Here is an 18,765-nt window from a genome sequence, read left to right as displayed (position 1 = left end):
GCAAATCCTTTCAATGAGGTTGTCATGAAACGTCGCGAGTTTCTTCTTGGAAGCGGCGCCGCCGCAGGTGCGTTTGGGTTGGGCGGATGGTCGCTGGCGGCAGGTGATGCAGCACATGAACTGGTGCTGCAACCCGCCAGTTACCGGCTGCGAGAACAGCTTACCGCGGGGATGGTCAGCCTGTCGCCCGATGCGCCGCCGCCGGTTCTGTTTGGGCGGCAGGGCGAACCTATGCGGCTGAGTGTGCGCAACACCTTGCCGGATTATACCTCGATGCACTGGCATGGGCTGCGCATTCGCAACGAGATGGACGGGGTCCCTTACCTGACCCAGATGCCCATCGGCGAGGGCGAAAGTTTCACCTATGAATTCACGCCACCGGATGCGGGGACCTACTGGTATCACCCCCATTGCATGACGATGGAGCAGATGGCGCGCGGGCTGACCGGCGTGATGGTGATTGCCGAGCCGGACGAGCCGGGGTTCGACAGCGAACAGGTGATCAATCTGCGGGATTTCCGTCTGGACGAGGATGACGCGTTCCTGCCTGCCTATACGGCGCGGGGTGCGGCGCGGGCGGGCACGTTTGGCACGGTGCAGACCGCCAACTGGCAGAGCACAGCAATTTATGAGCACGCGGCGGGCAGTCTGGTACGGCTGCGGGTGGTCAACACGGACACGACCCGCATCTATAAGCTGCATCCCGAGGGGGCCGAGACCCGGATCATCGCCTGGGACGGGCATCCGGTCGAGATCGACCTGCCGGTGCCAACGGCGGATGAACCGCTGTTGCTGGGCCCCGGTCAACGGGTGGATTTTGCCGTCCGGATGCCCGAGGGCGAAGGGCGGTCGGCGGACCTGATGGCCAAGTTTCCCGGCCAGCCGCACCGCGCCATGGCGCGCTTGCGGGCGACTGGCACATCAGCGGCGCGTGATCTGAGAGAGCTGCGCCCGTTGCGTGCAAATCCCGTTGCGCGCCCCGATCCGGACCGTGCGGAATTGCATGAGTTCGTCTTTGGCTGGACCCCCGAAGGCGGTGCCCCGAATGACGGGTTCTGCGGCACGCTGGGGTATAGTTTCTGGTCGATCAACCGCAAACCCTGGCCGGGTGATGCAGCGCAGGGCACCGGGCCGCTGGCGGTTCTGGAACAGGGCAATAGTTATGTCCTGCGATTGCGCAACGAGTCGCCCAACCTGCATCCGATCCACCTGCACGGGCTGGCCTTCGTGCCGCTGCGATCCAACCTGCGCACCCTGCCTCCGCTGATGACCGACACGATGCTGCTGTTGAAGGATGAGGTGGCGGACATCGCGCTGGTGGCGGACAACCCCGGCGACTGGGCCTTTCATTGCCATGTGATCGAACATCAGAAAACCGGGCTGACCGGGTTTTTCCGGGTGGAGTGATAAATGAAAGCCGTCGGCCCGACACCGGACCGACGGATAGAACGGATCAGATCACGGGTGACGGCGCAGGATGGGGTTCAGCACGGCAACAAACACGATGCCGTACAAAACGTGGCCGATCAGCGCGACCCATGTGATCCCGACGAAGTTCAGGAACGGCGGCAGACCGGCAAAGGTCGTGACACCTCCGATTGCAAACACCCACAGACCGAATCCATAGATTGCCGAGGCTGCCAACATGTGGACCGGACCCAGTACCTTGACCCAGATTGGCTGGAAAATAAGGAACCAACCCAAAGGATAGGCAATCAGGCCGACAATGTAGAAATGCACGAAGAAGCCCAGAAAAGCGTTGCTGGGCAAACCCAGACTGGACAGCAAACTCTGCGCCAGACCTTCGGGTGACAGGTTGGCCCAGCCGATCCCCGGACTGACAACTTGCCCCCAGAAATCGAAGGCCATGGTTGCCACAAACCCGGCAATGAACAGGAAGCCGATATTGACGAGCGAGAGTTTTGCACGTTGCATTGGATTGCCTTAATACGTTGTTTCCCGAGTGCTTTGACCTGCCGCAGTCTGACGGGTGCCAAAACGACTGATACCCAGATACAGGTCGTCTGTCGTGGCTTCTATAGTCTTCAAGTTAGATTGAAGTTTGTGACAGGCCGAGCTTCAACAGGGATCAGCCGACCCGCTCCAGCAACGCCTTGGCAGCCGCTTGTTCGGCCTGGCGTTTGGAGCCCGCGGTGGCTTGTGCTTCGGTTCCGTCCTGAAGGCGGGCGGCGATGGTGAAGACGGGGGCGTGGTCGGGGCCGCTGCGTTTGACCTCGACATAGCTGGGCGGTTTCTGGCCGCGCGCCTGTGCCCATTCCTGAAGCGCGGTTTTGGCGTCGCGGGCGTCGGCCTCGACCTTGTGGATGCGGTCGCCCCAGAGGGCGAGGATGACATCGCGGGCGGCTTCGAACCCGGCGTCGCGGTAGATGGCGGCAATCACCGCCTCCATCGCGTCGCCCAGCAGCGCCTGTTTGCGGCGCCCCCCCGAGAGCATCTCGGACCGGCCCAGTTTCAGCACCGCGCCCAGATCGATCTGGCGGGCGACATCTGCACAGGCCTCTTTGCGGACCAGAGCGTTGAACCGGGGCGCAAGCTGGCCTTCGGAGGCTTTCTTGTCGGCCTCAAGCAGCGCGGTGGCCATGACAAGACCCAGCACCCGGTCGCCCAGAAATTCAAGCCGCTGATTGTCGGGCCGGGTCGACGATGAGACCGAGCCGTGGGTCAGCGCACGCACCAGCAGCTCGGGGTTGGCAAATTCATACCCCAAACGCTGCTGGAAAGCCTTTATCTCGGCTGAGAGCTTCAATTGACCGCCTTGAAGAAGCGATCCCCACGCCAGGTCCAGAAGAACAGCATGGACCGCCCGGCAGACGAGAACATGATCCGGTCGGCGCGACCGATCAGGTTTTCGTAGGGCACATAGCCAACCCCGCCAGCGGATTGCGGCAGGCGGCTGTCAGCCGAGTTGTCGCGGTTGTCGCCCATGAAGAAATAATGGCCCTCGGGCACGGTATAGATGCCGGTATTGTCCGAGCCCTGATTGCCGATATTCAGCACGTCATAGGTGACGCCGTTGGGCAGGGTTTCGATCAGGCGCGACTTTTCACAGGCGCCGCCAACACCGACGGGGCCGTTTTCGCAGCGGGGGCGCAGGCGTTGCGGGCCCTGCGGTTCGGCGATTTCGGTGAATATGCCGTCAGGCTGTTGCGGAACCGGTGTGCCGTTGAGGATGATCTGCCCCTCGCGGACCTGAATGCGGTCGCCCGGCAGGCCGATCAGGCGCTTGATATAATCGCGCCCGCTGACCGGGTGGCGGAAGACGATGACATCGCCGCGCACGGGATCGCCGCCCCAGATGCGGCCGCCGTCGTCGCCCTGCATCCAGCCGCAGAGATCTTCGGCGTCGATATTCAGACCGACACTGGGGATGATCAGGCTGGGGCATGAGGCGTAGGAATAGCCGTAGGCCATCTTGTTGACGAAGAGGAAATCGCCGATCAGCAGCGTCTGTTTCATCGAACCGGAGGGAATCCAGAACGGTTGAAAGAAGAGTGTCCGGAACACGCCCGCGATCAGCAGGGCATAGACGATGGTCTTGATCGTTTCCCAGACGCCGCTTCCGGTTTTGGCTTCGTCGGCCATACTGCTCTCTCCAGTTCTCTGTGCTTGGCTTCGCTGCTACATGCGGGGGGGATGGGGTCAAGTCAAGGCTGTGTGACGTGATCTTGCAGAGGACGCGCCTCGATCACGACAAAGGCCTGTGCCCAGGGGTGGTCGTCGGTCAGGGTGACGTGGATGATCGCCTCGTGCCCTGCGGGGGTCAGTTCGTTCAGACGTTCGGCGGCCCAGCCGGTGACATGCATCACCGGCTGCCCGGTGCGCAGGTTGGTGACGGCCATGTCCTTCCACGAAATGCCCATGCGCAGGCCGGTGCCGAGCGCCTTGGAACATGCCTCTTTCGCGGCCCAGCGCTTGGCATAGGTGCCTGCGGTATCCGCACGGCGTTCGGCCTTGCGCTGTTCGGTGTCGGTAAAGACACGGTTGCGGAACCGGTCGCCGAAACGGTCAAGCGTACCCTGAATGCGGTCGATATTTGCAAGGTCTGTGCCGATGCCGAGGATCATGTTTTTCGCTCGTTTTTACTTAAGTGCATGCTGAACCCTCTGCCAACACCAAAGACAAATGCGTAACGACACAAAATCCAGGAAACACCCAAACTGATCAAGAGCTCAAGGCACATCAGTGCAGTTTGCTCTGGCCGGTGCCAGTGTCGGGTTGGGTCTGTCAGAATGTCAAACAAAGCGAAAGCAAGCACAGCAAGAAAAGTGGTCAGAACCATTTTTCGCGCGAGTATCCAACTTTTTACTGACGGGCCGCATTGGTAACCTCTGCGACCGGTATCAAAACCGTACAGCAAAGCGGCCACCACAAGCGAAAGGGTCAGCGGGGAAAACCTTGTCGGCCATTCAAACCAAAGAAATGTCCTTGCCATACTCAGAAAAACATAGGTCATGAGCACAATGCTCAGAAACAAAGGGCGATGCAACCCAACCCTTTTATCTTGTGAAAACAAAAAGTTCAACAAACAGGCCTCAGTCTGAATCGCTCACCCCAACCGCACCGTCAGGATCTTGTAACTCGCCACGCCAAAGAACCCGGCAAAGGCGAAATCGAACCAGCGGCGGGCGCGGCGGTAGGTGCGGACCATGCGGGCGGATGAGAACAAAAACGCATAGCCGATGAAGATCATCAGTGATCCCGCGTACAGCATGGCGAAATAGCCCAGCAGCATCGGCAGGCTGGCATCGCTTGGCGCGACGATGGCATAGATCGACCCCCAGCTGAGGATTGCTTTGGGGTTGGTCAGGTGGATCGCCGCACCTTTGGCAAAGATCGTGGGCAGCGTGCCGGTGACCGGTTTGCCCAGGGCGACCTCATCATCCGAGGTCATCGCGCGTTTCAGGGCCTTCAGCGCCAGCCAGCCCAGATAGGCCACGCCGACATAGCGGATCACCTCGAACAGCCAGACATTGGCCAGCATGACCGCCGACAGGCCCAGTGCTGCGGCAATGCCCCAGGCGGCCGATCCGGCGCAGATGCCAAGGGCAAAGGCCAGCCCGGCGGTGCGGCCTTCGTTCATGGCGGTTCCGGCAATGCCCATCGTGGCCGGGCCCGGCGAGCCCCCGGCCATCAGCCAGGCGAACCAGATGGCGATAAAGCCGGGGGTGATCACGCGCGTGCCTCGTCCATCAGACGGCGCATTTCCCGAATGGCGGGGGTGAGACCCAGAAAGATCGCCTCGCCAATCAGGAAATGTCCGATGTTCAGTTCCATGACCTCGGGGAAGGCGGCAACCGGCTTTACGGAGTCATAGGTCAGGCCATGGCCTGCATGGACCTCGAGCCCCAGCGAATGGGCAAAGGTGGACATCTGGCGCAGCGCTTCAAGCTCGCGCGCGGCGGCGTCCATGCGGCCTTCGGCATGGGCATCGCAATAGGCGCCGGTGTGCAGTTCGATCACCTCGGCGCCGATGCGGTGCGCGGCCTCGATCTGACGCTGATCCGCGGCGATAAAGATCGACACGCGGCATCCGGCCTCGCGCAGGGGTGCGATGAAATGGGCCAGCTTGTTTTCCTCGCGCGCGACTTCGAGCCCGCCTTCGGTGGTGCGTTCCTCGCGCTTTTCGGGAACGATACAGACGGCGTGCGGCTTGTGACGCAGGGCGATTTTCTGCATTTCTTCGGTGGCGGCCATCTCAAAGTTCAGAGGCACCGACAGAACCTCCATCAGGCCGTCAATATCGGCGTCCGAGATATGGCGGCGGTCTTCGCGCAGATGCGCGGTGATGCCGTCGGCGCCGGCCTCCTCTGCCAGCTTGGCGGCGCGCAGCGGGTCAGGATAGGCCCCGCCGCGCGCGTTGCGCACGGTGGCGACATGATCGATATTCACACCCAGACGCAGACGGCTTTCGGACATCATTTGGTTCCTTTTGCAGATTTTCGCCCCGACCTTAGCGATCTTGGCGCGGGACTGGCAGATGTTTCTCCGGCCAGACGTTTGATTTCTTCAAACTTTGCCTTGATCTTCGCGCGGCGGCGCTGCTGGTAGGTCAGGATCAGCGGCAGGCTGAGGTAGTAGCAGATGATGCCCGCCACGATACCGGGAATGATGCCGCCGATCATGTAGGGATAGAAAACGTCGTGATAGAACTGCCCCAGCCCGTGCCAGTCGGCCACGCGATCGGTGAAGAGCGCAAGAAGGTTGTCCTTGAGGTCACCGATTGCGTCGGCAAATTTGCCCATCAGCCCCTGCGTGTCGCCTTCTTCATATTCGGTGCCCAGCAGGAAATGCCCGGTTTGCAGGCAGATCACCCCAATCGGGACATAGGTCAGGGGGTTGCCGAAGAACGTACCGCTGAGCGCGGCCAGAATATTTCCCTTGATCAGCCGCGCACCAATTGCAGCGACCAGAAAGTGCAGCCCATAAAACGGCGTGAAGGATGCGAAAACGCCCGCCCCGATGCCGCGAGCAATCCGGTCAGGGGAATCCGGCAGGCGGCGGACACGGTGTTTGACATAGTGGAAGGCGCGGGTCCATCCGCCACGCGGATAGACGAGTTCCGAAGCGACCTGAACAGGAGAGCGTCGGTCTCGGCGCTTGAATACCACCCGTGATCACCCCTTCTCAGCCAGCCGCGGTCGCGGTTTTGGTCCGGTCCCGATAACGCTCGACCGCTGCAACGTCGCTTTCAGCCTCAAGCATCAGCATCAGCGAATGCAACTGTTCAAGGTCGCGCAGTTCGACATTGATCAGCAGGCGGTAAAAATCCGGTTTGCGGTCCACAAATTCCAGGTTCGAGATATTGGCCTTTTTCTCGCCGATCAATGTGCAAATGCGCCCCAGAACCCCGGCATCGTTGCCGATGGTCAGATCCAGTGTCGCCCCATAGACGGCCGGGTGCGTGCCAGAATGCCAATGCAGATCGACCCAGCGCTCCGGTTCGCTTTCATATTGGCTGAGCTTGTCGCAGTCGATGGCGTGCACCACAACACCCTTGCCCCGGTAGGTGATGCCGACGATCCGTTCGCCCGGCAGCGGCTGGCAGCAGGGCGCGCGGTCGAATTTCTGGCCGGGTTCAAGACCGATCACGGCGCGCCGCAGCGGGATGGCGTCGCCGTCATCCTGAGCCAGTTCGGGATAGACGGCCTGAACCACCTCATGAGCGGTCAGTTCGGCGCTGCCCAGACGGGCCAGCAATTCATGCCGGTCTTTCAGGCGCAGGTGCTTGGCGGCAGTATCAAGCGCCTTGTCGGTGGCCTTGCGCCCCACATGGTCAAAACCCGAGCGCGCCAGTTCCTTGCCCAGCTTGATGAACCGTTCGCGATCCACCTCGCGCAGGGCGCGGCGGATGGCGGTGCGAGCCTTGCCGGTGACGGCGATCTCAAGCCATGTGACCTGCGGTGTCTGCCCGTCAGCGGTGATGATATCCACCGACTGGCCGTTCTTCATCCGCGTCCAGAGCGGCACGCGAATGCCATCGACCTTGGCCCCCACGCAGGCATGGCCGATCCGGGTGTGGATGGCATAGGCGAAATCGATCGGGGTCGCGCCCCGCGGCAGTTTCACCACGTCGCCCTTGGGGGTGAAGCAGAAGACCTGGTCCGAATACATCTCGAGCTTGACGGCTTCGAGGAAATCCTCGTGGTCTTCCTCGTTGTCGAATTGCTCGGTCAGGTTGGATATCCATTTCGCCGGATCGACGGCAAAGGGGTTTTCCGTGCGCACCCCGTCCCGGTAGGACCAGTGCGCCGCAACGCCGGTTTCGGCCACGTCGTGCATCTGGCGGGTACGGATCTGAACCTCGACCCGTTTGCCATCGCGGCCCGAAACGGTGGTGTGAATCGAGCGGTAGCCATTCGATTTCGGCTGGCTGATATAGTCCTTGAACCGACCCGGCACCGCGCGCCAGCGCTGATGGATGGCCCCAAGCGTGCGATAGCAGTCTTCTTCCGTCTGGGTGATGATGCGGAACCCGTAGATATCCGAGAGGCGCGAGAAGCCCTGATCCTTTTCCTGCATCTTGCGCCAGATCGAATAGGGTTTCTTGGCGCGGCCAAAGACTTCGGCCTCGATGCCTGCCTTTTCCAGCTCGTGGCGCATGTCGCCGGTGATGCGGTGGATCACATCGCCGGTTTCACGTTGCAGCGTGATAAAGCGACGGATGATCGACTGGCGGCCTTCGGGGTTCAGGACGCGGAACGCGAGGTCTTCGAGCTCCTCGCGCATCCATTGCATCCCCATGCGGCCCGCAAGCGGCGCGTAGATATCCATCGTCTCGCGCGCTTTCTGAACCTGCTTTTCGGGCCGCATCGCCTTGATGGTGCGCATGTTGTGCAGACGGTCGGCCAGCTTGACCAGAATGACCCGCAGGTCCTTGGACATGGCCATGAACAGCTTGCGGAAATTCTCGGCCTGTTTGGTTTCGCGGCTGGACAGTTGCAGGTTGGTCAGCTTGGTGACGCCATCGACCAGTTTGGCGACCTCATCCCCGAACAGATCGGACACCTTGCCGTAATTGGCCTTGGTGTCCTCGATCGTGTCATGCAGCAAAGCCGTAATAATCGTCGCATCATCCAGACGCTGTTCGGTCAGGATGGCGGCAACGGCAACAGGGTGGGTAAAATAGGGCTCGCCAGAGTGGCGGAATTGCCCTTCGTGCATCTTCTGGCCGAACTCATAGGCCAGCGCGATACGTTCAGCATTCGTCTTGGGATTGTAGTTGCGGACCAGCGCAATCAGATCGTCAGCAGAAATCATCCGGTCCGCACCTTCGTCTTTGGAGCTTACCCCTGCCCTTGAGCCTCCATCAGGGCGCGCAGGAGTTTTTCTTCGGACATGTCGTCCATCGCAGGCTTGTCCGTCTCGGCACCCATCAGCAGCGCCATCTGATCTTCTTCCGGCTCATCAACCTCGATCTGGGTCTGGTTGGCCTCGATCAGGCGTTCGCGCAGGGCGTCCGCGCCTTGGGTTTCGTCGGCGATTTCACGCAGGGACACGACAGGGTTCTTGTCGTTGTCACGGTCAACGGTAATCGCGGCACCGGCAGAAATCTCGCGCGCCCGATGGGCGGCCAGCATCACCAGTTCGAACCGGTTTGGAACCTTGTCTACGCAATCTTCAACCGTCACGCGGGCCATTGGGCGCTCTCCGTTTCTGAGTCCATGTCAGGAAGGGGTTTATCTAAGCGCGATTCCGCGCCTTGACAAGCAGGAAATGCTGCATTTGCAGGGATCACAGCGGCGTAACCGCCGCAACCTCGGACGGGGGCAGGTCGTCGACCATCTGGGAAACCGTTCGATCAAGCACGGGGTGGCGCCAGTCGGGCACAATATCCGCCATCGGCACAAGCACAAAGGCGCGGTCCTGAAGGCGCGGATGCGGCAGGATCAGCTGATCCGGTGCCTCTTGCCGCTGTGCCTCGGGCGGCAGGGTCAGCCAGCGGTCGAACAGGGTGCGGTCGGGCAGTATCTGATCGCCATAGCACACAAGATCCAGATCCAGCGTCCGCATTCCCCAGCGCTGCACCCGTTCACGACCGAACTGGTGTTCAACCTCGTGCAGTACGCGCAAAAGCTGGGCCGGGGATTTGTCGGTTTCGATCAGCACAGCCGCATTCACGTAATCCGGACCAGCGCCAGCGGGGAAGCAGGGTGTCGCAAAAAACCGGCTGACAGAGCGAATCACTACGCCCTGCTGCGAAAGTGCGTCAATTGCGCGCTGTAGCGTTTCAGCGGGCCCATTTCCTCTCAGATCGAGATTTGCGCCCAATGCCACAACCGCATTTGGCAAAGAATTGTACATATGCTACCCTATATTCGACACAATGCATACTTGCGATAACGGCCAAAAGTTCTAATTATAAGCCCACCAGATTGCGTCAATTTATAAAACACCCACTCACTCACGTAACGCGACGCAGTCTGGATTGTACCGGAAGGACCTATTTATGTTTTATAAGGACGAACGGCTAGCGCTGTTCATCGACGGCTCGAATCTTTATGCCGCGGCAAAAGCACTCGGTTTCGACATAGACTACAAACTTCTGCGGCAGGAATTCATGCGCCGTGGCAAGTTGCTTCGGGCTTTCTACTATACAGCGCTGCTTGAAAACGACGAGTATTCACCGATCCGCCCATTGGTTGACTGGCTGCATTACAATGGCTTCACCATGGTCACCAAACCGGCCAAGGAATACACCGACAGCATGGGGCGTCGGAAAGTCAAAGGAAACATGGATATCGAGCTGACGGTCGATGCCATGGAACTGGCACCGCGTGTGGATCATATCGTGCTGTTCTCGGGTGACGGGGATTTCCGCCCGCTGATCGCCAGCCTGCAACGTCAGGGCGTTCGCGTGTCGGTCGTGTCAACGATCCGCAGCCAGCCGCCGATGATTTCGGACGAGCTGCGCCGTCAGGCCGACAACTTCATCGAGTTGGAGGATCTGCGTGACGTGATCGGTCGCCCGCCGCGTGAAATGCCGACAGAGCATCGCAGCGTCGCGGTTGCAGGCGGCAGCTGATCCGGCACCACTGCCTGTTGATGGGAAAATTCGCGCGGTCAAGACCGGAGTCCTGGCCGCGCTTCTTTAACTAAGGATTGGTGCTGAAACATCCTCTGACTAACAACGATTCGTGTCAGATGAATGACAATGTCCTGTCTGGACCAAGGCCGGGAAAAGACTTACCTGTGCCCTAAGGAGACAGCCGAATGACCAAGCCGCCACTGACACTTTACCTGGCCGCGCCGCGCGGGTTCTGCGCCGGTGTGGACCGCGCCATCAAGATCGTTGAAATGGCCCTGCAAAAATGGGGGCCGCCGGTCTATGTGCGCCACGAGATCGTGCATAACAAATTCGTGGTCGACGGGTTGCGGGCCAAAGGGGCTGTGTTTGTCGAAGAACTGCATGAATGCCCCGATGACCGCCCGGTGATCTTTTCCGCCCATGGTGTGCCGAAATCGGTACCCGCCGAAGCCGCGCAGCGTGAGATGATCTATGTGGATGCCACATGTCCGCTGGTGTCGAAGGTTCATGTCGAGGCACAGCGCCATGCGGATGCGGGATTGCAGATGATCATGATCGGCCACAAGGGCCACCCCGAAACCGTTGGTACGATGGGACAGCTGCCAAAAGGTGATGTGCTGCTGGTCGAAACGGTCGATGATGTGGCCACCGTGCAGGTGCGCGACCCCGACAAGCTGGCCTTTGTCACCCAGACCACCCTGTCGGTGGATGATACCAAGGACATCATCGCAGCCCTTCAGGCCCGGTTCCCGGCCATTGTCGGGCCGCATAAGGAAGACATCTGTTATGCGACCACCAACCGGCAGGAGGCCGTGAAGGCCGTGGCGCCCAAGGCCGATGCGCTGCTGGTTGTGGGGGCTCCGAACTCGTCAAACTCCCGCCGTCTGGTCGAGGTCGCATCACGCGAGGGGTGCAAATATGCACAGCTGGTCCAGCGTGCGACCGAGATCGACTGGCGCGCTTTGCAGGGCATCAAAAGCGTTGCGGTGACCGCAGGCGCATCGGCCCCGGAATTGCTGGTGAACGAGGTGATCGACGCCTTCCGCGATCATTACGATGTCACTGTCGAGCCGGTCGAGACCGCAACTGAAAACGTCGAATTCAAAGTGCCGCGCGTGTTGAGGCAACCGGCGTGACCGGCGTGCCGAAGGCGCCGCTTTATCTGGGGCTGGCGGGACTGGTCCCGTTTGTCTGGGGCGCGCTGACCTATCTGAACGGTGATCTGAACGACTGGGGTTCGCATACATTTGGCCAGCGCTTTGTTGGCCCTTATGTGCAGCTGTTCTATGGCTCGGTCATCCTGAGCTTTATGTCCGGTGTTCTGTGGGGGTTTGCCACCAAGACCTCGGGCAGCAAGGCGGCGCTGTGTTATGGGCTGTCGGTCCTGCCTGCGCTGTGGGCCTTTGCCATGACAGGCGGCGGGCCGGTCACTGCGGGCACCAATCTGATCTACGGGTTCACTGGCTTGCTGCTGCTGGACGCCCTGTATTCATACTGGCGGCTGACGCCGGTCTGGTGGATGAAGCTGCGTATCCTGCTGACCGCGGTCGTTCTGGCCAGCCTAGCCGTAGGAGTGTACCTGTGAGCGACAAACGCACGATTGATGCCTACACGAACAGAGTAAACGAATATCTGGCCATTCCTCTGCCAGCCGAACAACTCAAGACCCGTCAGGATTTTGTCGATGCGGTCGGTGCGGGCGGCTATGTGCTGGATCTGGGGTCAGGCCCCGGATCGGACAGCGGTTTCCTGATGCGTCAGGGGCTGAAGGTGCGGGCGCTGGATGCCACCCCCGCCTTTGTCGAACATGCCCGCCGGAACGGGGTGGACGCGCATCTGGGTACGTTCGACGATGTTACCGAAACCGCCGAATATGATGGTGTCTACGCCAGTTTTTCCCTGCTGCACGCGCCGCGTGCGGATTTTCCGTGTCACCTGAAAGCGATCCACACGGCCCTGAAGCCCGGCGGCCAGCTGTTTCTGGGCATGAAGCTGGGCACGGGCGAGCATCGTGACGATCTGGACCGCTATTACACCTATTACTCGGAAGCCGAGATCCGAGAGGCGCTGACCCAGGCCGGGTTCACGGTTGACCGCACGGTCGAAGGAATGGGCAAGGGTCTGGCCGGGTCGTACGACGGGTTTATACTGGTGTTCGCCCATGCCTGAGTTGTTTGCCTATACAGATGGCGCCTGTTCCGGCAATCCCGGCCCCGGAGGCTGGGGCGTGCTGCTGCGCGCGATGAACGGGGACAGGGTTCTGAAAGAGCGGGAACTGAACGGGGGCGAGGCCGAGACGACCAACAACCGAATGGAGTTGCTGGCTGCTATCAGTGCGCTGGAGACGCTGGAGCGCCCGTCAAAGATCACCATTGTCACCGACAGCGCCTATGTGAAGAACGGCGTCACCGGCTGGATATTCGGCTGGAAGCGGAATGGCTGGAAAACCTCGAACAAGAAGCCGGTCAAGAATGTCGATCTGTGGCAGCGACTGGACGAGGCGCAGGATCGCCACGACGTGACATGGGAATGGGTCAAGGGCCATGCGGGCCATCCAGAAAACGAAAAGGCCGATGAACTGGCCCGCGCAGGCATGGCGCCGTTCAAGCCGAAAAAGGCGCAGGCGTGAGCGCGCTGACGCTGCTGGATTATGCCTCGGTTCTGATCTTTGCGCTGACCGGGGCGCTGGTGGCCAGCCGGGCGCAGCTGGATCTGGTGGGCTTTGCCTTCATGGCCTGCCTGACCGCAGTTGGCGGCGGCACGGTACGCGACCTGCTGCTGGACCGTCACCCGATCTTCTGGGTCGGCCAGCCGGATTACATCCTGATCGCCGTCGCGGCGGCGGTGTTTGTGTTCTTTACCGCGCATCTGGTGGAAAGCCGCTATAACTGGCTGGTCTGGCTGGATAGTTTCGCACTGTCGGTCGCCGTTGCCGCCGGAACCGGTGCCGCGCTGTCACTGGATCAGCCCGGTATCATCGTCGTGCTGATGGGTGTGACGACCGGGTGTCTGGGCGGGCTGATGCGCGACGTGGTCTGCAACGAGGTGCCGCTGGTCCTGAAACAGGGCGAGCTTTACGTCTCGTGCGCGTTTTTGGGGGCGTTGACGGCGGTACTTGCGGTCAGGCTGGGGCTGGAGCCCGCCTTTGTGCTGGGCCTGTGCGCCCTTGTGTGCTGGGCCTTGCGGGCCGGGTCGCTGGTGTTTGGCTGGCAATTGCCCGTCTACAAAAGCCGCCCGCCCCGCAACTGAACCTGTCGGTGGACGCGACCGGGGCGGGCTGATAGCTGTTTGGAACGCGCAGCCCGGAGGCCAAATGCCGTTCAGACTTACATCGATTGCGGTCTCACTGGCTTTGCTGGCCTCCTGCGGCGCATATTATGCGCCTGTCCACTTTGTTGCCGAGGGTGACCGGATCATCGCCTCGGGCACGATTGACGAAACAACGCTGTCCGCTTTCGAAGACGTCACCGCCGAAAACCCCAAAGCGCGCACGCTGGTGCTGCAATATATCGAGGGGTCGGTGGATGACGACGCCAATGTCATCTTCAGCCGAGAGGTGCGCAAGGCCGGGTTCGATACCGTTGTGCCCTCGGACGGTCTGGTTGCCAGCGGCGGCACCGATCTGTTTCTGGCCGGACACCGACGTGTTTTGCAGCCGGGGGCCTGTGTGGGCGTGCACAGCTGGGCCGGATCGGGGCTGGTGGCCACGGAGTTGCCCAAAGATGACCCGGAACATGACCGCTATCTGGATTATTTCAGGGACATTGGCGTCGATGAGGCGTTTTACTGGTACACGCTGTATGCGGCCCCCGCCGACAGCATCCACTGGATGACCGCCGCCGAGGCGAACCGGTTCGACATGACCACAAAAACCGCCCCGGCGCTTGGTTCAGCGCTGGAGTGCGACGAGCGCTGATCTGCTGCACTATCGGTCGAGTGAAGGTTTGCGGGACGGAATGCGCGGCCAAGGAATATGCTAACGGCGCAGGTAGGTCTGCCAGATCCAGATCACCAGCAATGCGCCCAGAACCGCGCCCACAAAGCCCGACATCCAGCCCATGACGGTTATCAGAAACCGCAGAACGAACCCTCCGATCAGGGCGCCTATGACACCGATCAGCATGGTGGTTGGAATGTCCGCCTCGATCCGCATCAGGCGGGTGGCGAGGAACCCCGCGGCAGCGCCGATGATGATCAGGGCGACGATGGGCATGTCACTTCCTCCAATGCGTCGGCACGATGATCAGGGCGCCGACAGACGAGATCACCGCATCCAGACCGGGAGGGCCAAAGCTGATCCCGAACATGATGCGGATGAAGTAGAACAGGAACGCCCCGCCCACGCAGATGATGATCGACTGAAGATAGCCGTTATGAGTGAACCCGGTCTGTTCGGACAGATATCCGACGATCCCGGCAATCACGACGGTCCCCATCATCACCATGAACATCGGGCTTCTCCTAGGTCAGGCGGGTGCCGGTGGGAATGGGCCAGCCCCGCAGGAAGGTTTCCCTATCCTGCGCGCCTTTGCCCGCCCGTTGCAAGCGCAGCAGTTCGACCGCGCCCTGACCGCAGGCCACGTGCAGGTCGTCGTTCAGAACCTCACCCGCTGCGCCCTGCCCGTCTGCCAGCCGCGATGCCAGCAGCTTGATGCGCTCGCCATTCATTTCGGTCCATGCGCCGGGAAAGGGTGACAGCCCGCGGATTTGCCTGTCGACCTCGACCGCCGGGCGGGTCCAGTCGATGCGGGCCTCGGACTTGTCGATCTTGGCGGCATAGGTCACGCCATCCTCGGGCTGAGGCTCGGACAACAGGTCCGGCAGTTTGGCCAGCGCCTCGACGATCAGCGCGGCCCCCATGGCCGAGAGCCGGTCATGCAGGTGGGCGGTGGTTTCTTCAGCTTCAATCGCGGTTGCCTGTCGCAGCAGGACCGGGCCGGTGTCCAAACCGGCCTCCATCTGCATGATGCAGATCCCGGTTTCGGCATCGCCGGACATAATCGCCCGGTGGATCGGGGCGGCACCGCGCCAGCGCGGCAGCAGGCTGGCGTGGATGTTCAGGCAGCCGTGTCGCGGCGCGTCCAGAATGGGTTGCGGCAGGATCAGGCCATAAGCGACGACGACGGCGATATCGGCGTTCAGCGCGGCAAATGCGGTTTGTTCGTCAGCAGATTTCAGAGAGGTTGGGTGGCGAACGGGCAGGCCCAGCGCCTCGGCCCGGGCATGAACCGGTGTCGGGCGGTCTTTCTTGCCGCGTCCGGCGGGGCGCGGAGGCTGACAGTAGACGGCGGCGATGTCGTGCCCGGCCTTGACGAGTGCGTCCAGCACCGGGACCGAAAAATCGGGGGTTCCCATGAAGATGATGCGCATCGTTGGCTCCGGCAGTTGGGACAGGTGCCGGGCTGAAGCCCGGCCTACGGACGTCAGGTTTGTTTGCGCGCCTTGCGCAGCAGCATGTCACGTTTGACCTTGCTGAGCCGGTCGAAATACATCCGCCCGTTCAGGTGGTCGATCTGATGCTGTACGCTGGTCGCGTCGATCCCGACGAAATCGCGGCGATCCAGCATGCCATGTTCGTTCAGGAACTTCACGGTCACCGCGCGCGGGCGTTTGATTGTGGCCGAGACGCCGGGCAGGTTCGGGCTGGCCTCTTCATGTTCGCGCAGTTCGATCGAGCTGTGCAGGATTTCCGGGTTTGCCAGACGCACGGCCCGGCCCCGTTCGGCAGAACCGTCAACAACGGCCAGCCGCAGCATCACCCCGATCTGTGGCGCGGCAAGACCGACGCCGGGCATCGCCTCCATCGTGTCGATCATGTCGTCCCAGATGGCGCGGATCTCATCGGTGATCTCGGGCACATCATCCGCCTTGGTGCGCAGGCGTTTGTCAGGCCATGGCAGGCAGGTACGAACGGTCATGCACGGGCCCGTTCGCGTTTGAGCTTTTGCATCTTGCGGGTGATCATCTGCCGTTTCAGCGGCTTGAGATAGTCGATGAACAGCTTGCCGTCCAAATGATCGATCTCGTGCTGAACGCAGGTGGCCCAGAGCCCGTCAAAGGTTTCCTGTTGCAGGTTTCCGTCGCGGTCCATCCAAGTCACATCGACCACTTTGGGGCGCGTCACCTCGGCGTATTGATCGGGGATCGACAGGCAGCCTTCCTCGTAGACATTGGTTTCTTCCGAGGCCGCGACGACCTGCGGGTTGAACATGATCAGGGGGCGCGGTGCCTCGCCTTCTTCCTTGACGCAATCCAGCACGATCAAGCGATCCAGCACGCCGATCTGTGGCGCGGCAAGGCCAACACCGGGGGCGTCATACATCGTTTCCAGCATGTCATCGGCCAGCGCGCGCAGGTCGTCCGTGAGGTCGGCCACGGGGGCGCAGACCTTCTTGAGACGGGGGTCGGGATAGATCAGGATGTTACGTTTCATGAGGCTGATTTAGGGCATCGTGACCCGCGCCGCAACGCCCCCCTTGCACCTGCCTGAATTGCGGTTAGCTTTCGGTCGAGAAAATGGAGCAGACATGACTTTCAACGACCTGATCGACCGCCGGGGCACCAACAGTTCCAAATGGGACAAGATGGAGATGCTGTACGGCGTCTCGCCCGAAGACGGGCTGGCCATGTGGACGGCCGATTCCGATTACCCGACAGCCCCCTGCGTGATCGACGCGGTGCGCAAGGCCGCGGATCACGGCGTGTTCGGGTATTCCTGGGCGCACCCGGAGTATCTGGCCTCGGTCCAGTGGTGGATGAAAACCCGCCACGATTGGGAAATCGACACGGACTGGGTTCTGACCACTCAGGGCTTGGGCAATGCAATCGCCCTGTCGCTGGATGTCTGGACCGATCACGGTGATGGCATCGTGATCTTTACCCCCGTTTACCATGAGTTTGCCCACAAGGTGAACAAATCGGGCCGCCGGGTCGTGGAATGCCCTTTGGTGCGGGACGGGGAAAGTTATGGCCTTGACCTGGACGACGCCCAGTCGCGGCTGGACGGGTCCGAGAAGATGTTGCTGTGGTGTTCGCCGCAGAACCCGTCGGGCCGCGTCTGGACGCCGGAGGAACTGCGCGCCGTGGCCGCATTTGCCGAGAGCAACGGGCTGATCCTTGTGTCAGACGAGATTCACCACGATCTGGTCTATCCCGGCGCCAAATTTGTGCCGATGGATGTGGCAGCCCCGGATGCGCGGCCATGGACGGTGACGCTGACTGCGGCATCGAAGACCTTTAACATCGCCGGGCAGCGCACCGGCAACATGATCATTCCCGACCCCAAACTGCGCGAGGCGATGAAGCATCGGCTGGCAACGCTGGATTATGGCCCCAGCGCGTTGGGTGTGGCGATGATCACCGCCGCCTACAGCCCGGCTGGCGCGGAATGGGCAGATGCCCAGATCGCGCATCTGGACGGAAACAGGCGTCTGTTCGACCAGACCATCGCCGAGATTCCGGGCCTATGGTCGATGCCCTTGCAGGCAACCTATCTGGCCTGGGTCGACTTTTCCGGCACCGGTATGGATCACGCTGAATTTGTCCGCCGATTGCGCGAGGACGCGCGGATCGCAACCTCGTCCGGGCCGGGTTTCGGCACTGGAGGAGAAACGTTTGAACGGTTCAACCTGGCCACACAACGGGCGCGGGTCGAGGAAGCTTGCGTGCGACTGAAACGGGCCTTTGGTGACCTGCAATAATCCAAGCGGTGGCTGGGTTGGCTGGCCTCACAATGGACCGCGCCTGTTGGCCGGGCGCGGACCTGAATGGCGAAATCCATAGCGATAGCCAGCCTAACGGCCTGTTGGGCGTTACCCTGACCTAACCCGGTACTACGATAGAACTCCGATCCTAGTCTTCGTAGCCCAGCAACGCGATGGGCGCATCCGGGGCGCGGTAGAAATCCAGCGGTGCCTTGTCATGGGCGGCGGTGCTGCGTTTGAATTCATACCGCATCTCGCCGCCTTCATCCTGATCGGCAATGATCAGGCATTGATACAGAAGATTGGCCCCGTCATAAATATCGACCAACCCGCGCAGGCGCGGTGTTGTTTCCGCCTCAACCGTGAAACCATCTTTCCACAATTTGAGAATTTTGTAGGTATTGTCGCCCATCTGGACACGAAGGCGACTGGCCTTTTTCAATGTGGCGATTCGGGCCGCGTCCAACTCGGCGCGTATTTCCTTTGAAACATAAGTACTCATAAAATCACTCCCCC

26 protein-coding genes are annotated in these 18,765 nt (G+C 61.1%); 9 read left to right on the top strand and 17 right to left on the bottom strand.

Features of this window, described 5'->3' with window-relative positions; translation table 11 throughout:
- Nucleotides 1–24 precede the first annotated feature (24 nt).
- Entirely contained in the window at nt 25–1,407 is a 1,383-nt protein-coding gene (locus ACR0AP_RS14690) for a multicopper oxidase family protein (protein ID WP_480507404.1), read from the top strand.
- Between the two features lie 51 nt (nt 1,408–1,458).
- Here ACR0AP_RS14690 and ACR0AP_RS14685 read toward each other — a convergent pair whose 3' ends face one another.
- The 11 genes from ACR0AP_RS14685 to folK all read right to left on the bottom strand — a co-directional run bounded on the left by ACR0AP_RS14685 (nt 1,459) and on the right by folK (nt 9,822).
- The gene (locus ACR0AP_RS14685; RefSeq protein ID WP_480483757.1) at nt 1,459–1,935 is read right to left on the bottom strand and encodes a hypothetical protein; all 477 of its coding nucleotides are present in this window, start codon (nt 1,933–1,935) and stop codon (nt 1,459–1,461) included.
- A 154-nt stretch (nt 1,936–2,089) separates the two neighbouring features.
- Nucleotides 2,090–2,767 carry a ribonuclease III gene (rnc, locus tag ACR0AP_RS14680; RefSeq protein WP_480483758.1) on the bottom strand — a complete coding sequence of 226 codons (678 nt, stop codon included), beginning with the start codon at nt 2,765–2,767 and terminating at the stop codon, nt 2,090–2,092.
- Nucleotides 2,764–3,603 (bottom strand): signal peptidase I, encoded by an 840-nt coding sequence (lepB, locus tag ACR0AP_RS14675; protein WP_480487137.1) that lies wholly within the window; start codon nt 3,601–3,603, stop codon nt 2,764–2,766. The genes rnc and lepB overlap by 4 nt, the downstream gene beginning before the upstream one ends.
- Nucleotides 3,604–3,665: 62 nt before the next feature.
- Nucleotides 3,666–4,085 carry a holo-ACP synthase gene (gene acpS / locus ACR0AP_RS14670; RefSeq protein WP_209506227.1) on the bottom strand — a complete coding sequence of 140 codons (420 nt, stop codon included), beginning with the start codon at nt 4,083–4,085 and terminating at the stop codon, nt 3,666–3,668.
- Nucleotides 4,082–4,474 carry a hypothetical protein gene (locus tag ACR0AP_RS14665; RefSeq protein ID WP_480507402.1) on the bottom strand — a complete coding sequence of 131 codons (393 nt, stop codon included), beginning with the start codon at nt 4,472–4,474 and terminating at the stop codon, nt 4,082–4,084. Before ACR0AP_RS14665 ends, acpS begins: the two co-directional genes overlap by 4 nt.
- A gap of 93 nt (nt 4,475–4,567) precedes the next feature.
- Nucleotides 4,568–5,194 (bottom strand): LysE family translocator, encoded by a 627-nt coding sequence (locus tag ACR0AP_RS14660; protein ID WP_480507400.1) that lies wholly within the window; start codon nt 5,192–5,194, stop codon nt 4,568–4,570.
- A complete protein-coding gene (locus tag ACR0AP_RS14655) occupies nt 5,191–5,937 on the bottom strand; it encodes a pyridoxine 5'-phosphate synthase (RefSeq protein ID WP_480507398.1) in 747 nt (248 codons plus the stop codon). The genes ACR0AP_RS14660 and ACR0AP_RS14655 overlap by 4 nt, the downstream gene beginning before the upstream one ends.
- Nucleotides 5,937–6,629 (bottom strand): DUF2062 domain-containing protein, encoded by a 693-nt coding sequence (locus ACR0AP_RS14650; protein ID WP_267364078.1) that lies wholly within the window; start codon nt 6,627–6,629, stop codon nt 5,937–5,939. Before ACR0AP_RS14650 ends, ACR0AP_RS14655 begins: the two co-directional genes overlap by 1 nt.
- Nucleotides 6,630–6,645: 16 nt before the next feature.
- On the bottom strand, nt 6,646–8,778 hold the full coding sequence (locus ACR0AP_RS14645; RefSeq protein ID WP_480507395.1) for a RelA/SpoT family protein: 2,133 nt from the start codon (nt 8,776–8,778) through the stop codon (nt 6,646–6,648).
- A 26-nt stretch (nt 8,779–8,804) separates the two neighbouring features.
- The gene (rpoZ, locus tag ACR0AP_RS14640) at nt 8,805–9,158 is read right to left on the bottom strand and encodes a DNA-directed RNA polymerase subunit omega (protein WP_480507393.1); all 354 of its coding nucleotides are present in this window, start codon (nt 9,156–9,158) and stop codon (nt 8,805–8,807) included.
- Nucleotides 9,159–9,252: 94 nt separating this feature from the next.
- A complete protein-coding gene (gene folK, locus ACR0AP_RS14635; RefSeq protein WP_480507391.1) occupies nt 9,253–9,822 on the bottom strand; it encodes a 2-amino-4-hydroxy-6-hydroxymethyldihydropteridine diphosphokinase in 570 nt (189 codons plus the stop codon).
- A 145-nt stretch (nt 9,823–9,967) separates the two neighbouring features.
- On the opposite strand from folK, the gene ACR0AP_RS14630 reads away from it, so the two are divergent.
- The 7 genes from ACR0AP_RS14630 to ACR0AP_RS14600 all read left to right on the top strand — a co-directional run bounded on the left by ACR0AP_RS14630 (nt 9,968) and on the right by ACR0AP_RS14600 (nt 14,462).
- Complete coding sequence (locus tag ACR0AP_RS14630; protein ID WP_267364074.1) at nt 9,968–10,543, top strand: LabA-like NYN domain-containing protein; 576 nt, start codon at nt 9,968–9,970, stop codon at nt 10,541–10,543.
- Nucleotides 10,544–10,731: 188 nt separating this feature from the next.
- Nucleotides 10,732–11,682 (top strand): 4-hydroxy-3-methylbut-2-enyl diphosphate reductase, encoded by a 951-nt coding sequence (gene ispH / locus ACR0AP_RS14625; RefSeq protein ID WP_209598781.1) that lies wholly within the window; start codon nt 10,732–10,734, stop codon nt 11,680–11,682.
- The gene (locus ACR0AP_RS14620) at nt 11,679–12,131 is read left to right on the top strand and encodes a DUF3429 domain-containing protein (RefSeq protein ID WP_480507389.1); all 453 of its coding nucleotides are present in this window, start codon (nt 11,679–11,681) and stop codon (nt 12,129–12,131) included. The genes ispH and ACR0AP_RS14620 overlap by 4 nt, the downstream gene beginning before the upstream one ends.
- Nucleotides 12,128–12,715, top strand: coding sequence for a class I SAM-dependent methyltransferase (locus tag ACR0AP_RS14615; RefSeq protein ID WP_480507387.1), 588 nt, complete (start codon nt 12,128–12,130; stop codon nt 12,713–12,715). Before ACR0AP_RS14620 ends, ACR0AP_RS14615 begins: the two co-directional genes overlap by 4 nt.
- Nucleotides 12,708–13,175 (top strand): ribonuclease HI, encoded by a 468-nt coding sequence (gene rnhA / locus ACR0AP_RS14610; protein WP_480507385.1) that lies wholly within the window; start codon nt 12,708–12,710, stop codon nt 13,173–13,175. Before ACR0AP_RS14615 ends, rnhA begins: the two co-directional genes overlap by 8 nt.
- Nucleotides 13,172–13,795, top strand: a complete 624-nt coding sequence (locus tag ACR0AP_RS14605) for a trimeric intracellular cation channel family protein (protein ID WP_209506199.1) — start codon at nt 13,172–13,174, stop codon at nt 13,793–13,795. Before rnhA ends, ACR0AP_RS14605 begins: the two co-directional genes overlap by 4 nt.
- Nucleotides 13,796–13,859: 64 nt before the next feature.
- Nucleotides 13,860–14,462, top strand: coding sequence for a COG3904 family protein (locus tag ACR0AP_RS14600; protein WP_480507383.1), 603 nt, complete (start codon nt 13,860–13,862; stop codon nt 14,460–14,462).
- A 60-nt stretch (nt 14,463–14,522) separates the two neighbouring features.
- On the opposite strand, the gene ACR0AP_RS14595 is transcribed toward ACR0AP_RS14600, so the two are convergent.
- The 5 genes from ACR0AP_RS14595 to def (ACR0AP_RS14575) are packed head-to-tail and all read right to left on the bottom strand — an operon-like array spanning nt 14,523 to nt 16,979.
- Nucleotides 14,523–14,759: a GlsB/YeaQ/YmgE family stress response membrane protein gene (locus tag ACR0AP_RS14595; RefSeq protein WP_267364067.1), complete on the bottom strand. Its 237-nt coding sequence runs from the start codon at nt 14,757–14,759 to the stop codon at nt 14,523–14,525.
- A gap of 1 nt (nt 14,760) precedes the next feature.
- Nucleotides 14,761–14,997 (bottom strand): hypothetical protein, encoded by a 237-nt coding sequence (locus tag ACR0AP_RS14590; protein ID WP_209506192.1) that lies wholly within the window; start codon nt 14,995–14,997, stop codon nt 14,761–14,763.
- Between the two features lie 10 nt (nt 14,998–15,007).
- Nucleotides 15,008–15,916, bottom strand: a complete 909-nt coding sequence (fmt, locus tag ACR0AP_RS14585; protein WP_480507381.1) for a methionyl-tRNA formyltransferase — start codon at nt 15,914–15,916, stop codon at nt 15,008–15,010.
- A 53-nt stretch (nt 15,917–15,969) separates the two neighbouring features.
- Entirely contained in the window at nt 15,970–16,464 is a 495-nt protein-coding gene (def, locus tag ACR0AP_RS14580) for a peptide deformylase (RefSeq protein WP_480507379.1), read from the bottom strand.
- Nucleotides 16,461–16,979, bottom strand: a complete 519-nt coding sequence (gene def, locus ACR0AP_RS14575; RefSeq protein WP_480507377.1) for a peptide deformylase — start codon at nt 16,977–16,979, stop codon at nt 16,461–16,463. The genes def (ACR0AP_RS14580) and def (ACR0AP_RS14575) overlap by 4 nt, the downstream gene beginning before the upstream one ends.
- A 94-nt stretch (nt 16,980–17,073) precedes the next feature.
- Here def (ACR0AP_RS14575) and ACR0AP_RS14570 point away from each other — a divergent pair, with 94 nt between their 5' ends.
- The gene (locus ACR0AP_RS14570) at nt 17,074–18,246 is read left to right on the top strand and encodes a MalY/PatB family protein (RefSeq protein WP_480507375.1); all 1,173 of its coding nucleotides are present in this window, start codon (nt 17,074–17,076) and stop codon (nt 18,244–18,246) included.
- A gap of 151 nt (nt 18,247–18,397) precedes the next feature.
- Here ACR0AP_RS14570 and ACR0AP_RS14565 read toward each other — a convergent pair whose 3' ends face one another.
- Nucleotides 18,398–18,751: a hypothetical protein gene (locus tag ACR0AP_RS14565; protein WP_209506181.1), complete on the bottom strand. Its 354-nt coding sequence runs from the start codon at nt 18,749–18,751 to the stop codon at nt 18,398–18,400.
- Nucleotides 18,752–18,765: the final 14 nt, after the last annotated feature.

It is taken from the genome of Ruegeria sp. AF7, from assembly GCF_056541885.1.
This window is presented reverse-complemented; position numbering and strand designations above follow the sequence as displayed.

Bases quoted from the DNA above. Each gene is read 5' to 3' on its own strand.
- ACR0AP_RS14690 (WP_480507404.1), top strand. From the start codon at position 25: ATGAAACGTCGCGAGTTTCTTCTTGGAAGCGGCGCCGCCGCAGGTGCG.
- ACR0AP_RS14685 (WP_480483757.1), bottom strand. From the start codon at position 1,935: ATGCAACGTGCAAAACTCTCGCTCGTCAATATCGGCTTCCTGTTCATT.
- lepB (WP_480487137.1), bottom strand. From the start codon at position 3,603: ATGGCCGACGAAGCCAAAACCGGAAGCGGCGTCTGGGAAACGATCAAG.
- acpS (WP_209506227.1), bottom strand. From the start codon at position 4,085: ATGATCCTCGGCATCGGCACAGACCTTGCAAATATCGACCGCATTCAG.
- ACR0AP_RS14665 (WP_480507402.1), bottom strand. From the start codon at position 4,474: ATGACCTATGTTTTTCTGAGTATGGCAAGGACATTTCTTTGGTTTGAA.
- ACR0AP_RS14655 (WP_480507398.1), bottom strand. From the start codon at position 5,937: ATGTCCGAAAGCCGTCTGCGTCTGGGTGTGAATATCGATCATGTCGCC.
- ACR0AP_RS14645 (WP_480507395.1), bottom strand. From the start codon at position 8,778: ATGATTTCTGCTGACGATCTGATTGCGCTGGTCCGCAACTACAATCCC.
- rpoZ (WP_480507393.1), bottom strand. From the start codon at position 9,158: ATGGCCCGCGTGACGGTTGAAGATTGCGTAGACAAGGTTCCAAACCGG.
- folK (WP_480507391.1), bottom strand. From the start codon at position 9,822: ATGTACAATTCTTTGCCAAATGCGGTTGTGGCATTGGGCGCAAATCTC.
- ACR0AP_RS14630 (WP_267364074.1), top strand. From the start codon at position 9,968: ATGTTTTATAAGGACGAACGGCTAGCGCTGTTCATCGACGGCTCGAAT.
- ispH (WP_209598781.1), top strand. From the start codon at position 10,732: ATGACCAAGCCGCCACTGACACTTTACCTGGCCGCGCCGCGCGGGTTC.
- rnhA (WP_480507385.1), top strand. From the start codon at position 12,708: ATGCCTGAGTTGTTTGCCTATACAGATGGCGCCTGTTCCGGCAATCCC.
- ACR0AP_RS14600 (WP_480507383.1), top strand. From the start codon at position 13,860: ATGCCGTTCAGACTTACATCGATTGCGGTCTCACTGGCTTTGCTGGCC.
- ACR0AP_RS14595 (WP_267364067.1), bottom strand. From the start codon at position 14,759: ATGCCCATCGTCGCCCTGATCATCATCGGCGCTGCCGCGGGGTTCCTC.
- ACR0AP_RS14590 (WP_209506192.1), bottom strand. From the start codon at position 14,997: ATGTTCATGGTGATGATGGGGACCGTCGTGATTGCCGGGATCGTCGGA.
- fmt (WP_480507381.1), bottom strand. From the start codon at position 15,916: ATGCGCATCATCTTCATGGGAACCCCCGATTTTTCGGTCCCGGTGCTG.
- def (WP_480507379.1), bottom strand. From the start codon at position 16,464: ATGACCGTTCGTACCTGCCTGCCATGGCCTGACAAACGCCTGCGCACC.
- def (WP_480507377.1), bottom strand. From the start codon at position 16,979: ATGAAACGTAACATCCTGATCTATCCCGACCCCCGTCTCAAGAAGGTC.
- ACR0AP_RS14570 (WP_480507375.1), top strand. From the start codon at position 17,074: ATGACTTTCAACGACCTGATCGACCGCCGGGGCACCAACAGTTCCAAA.
- ACR0AP_RS14565 (WP_209506181.1), bottom strand. From the start codon at position 18,751: ATGAGTACTTATGTTTCAAAGGAAATACGCGCCGAGTTGGACGCGGCC.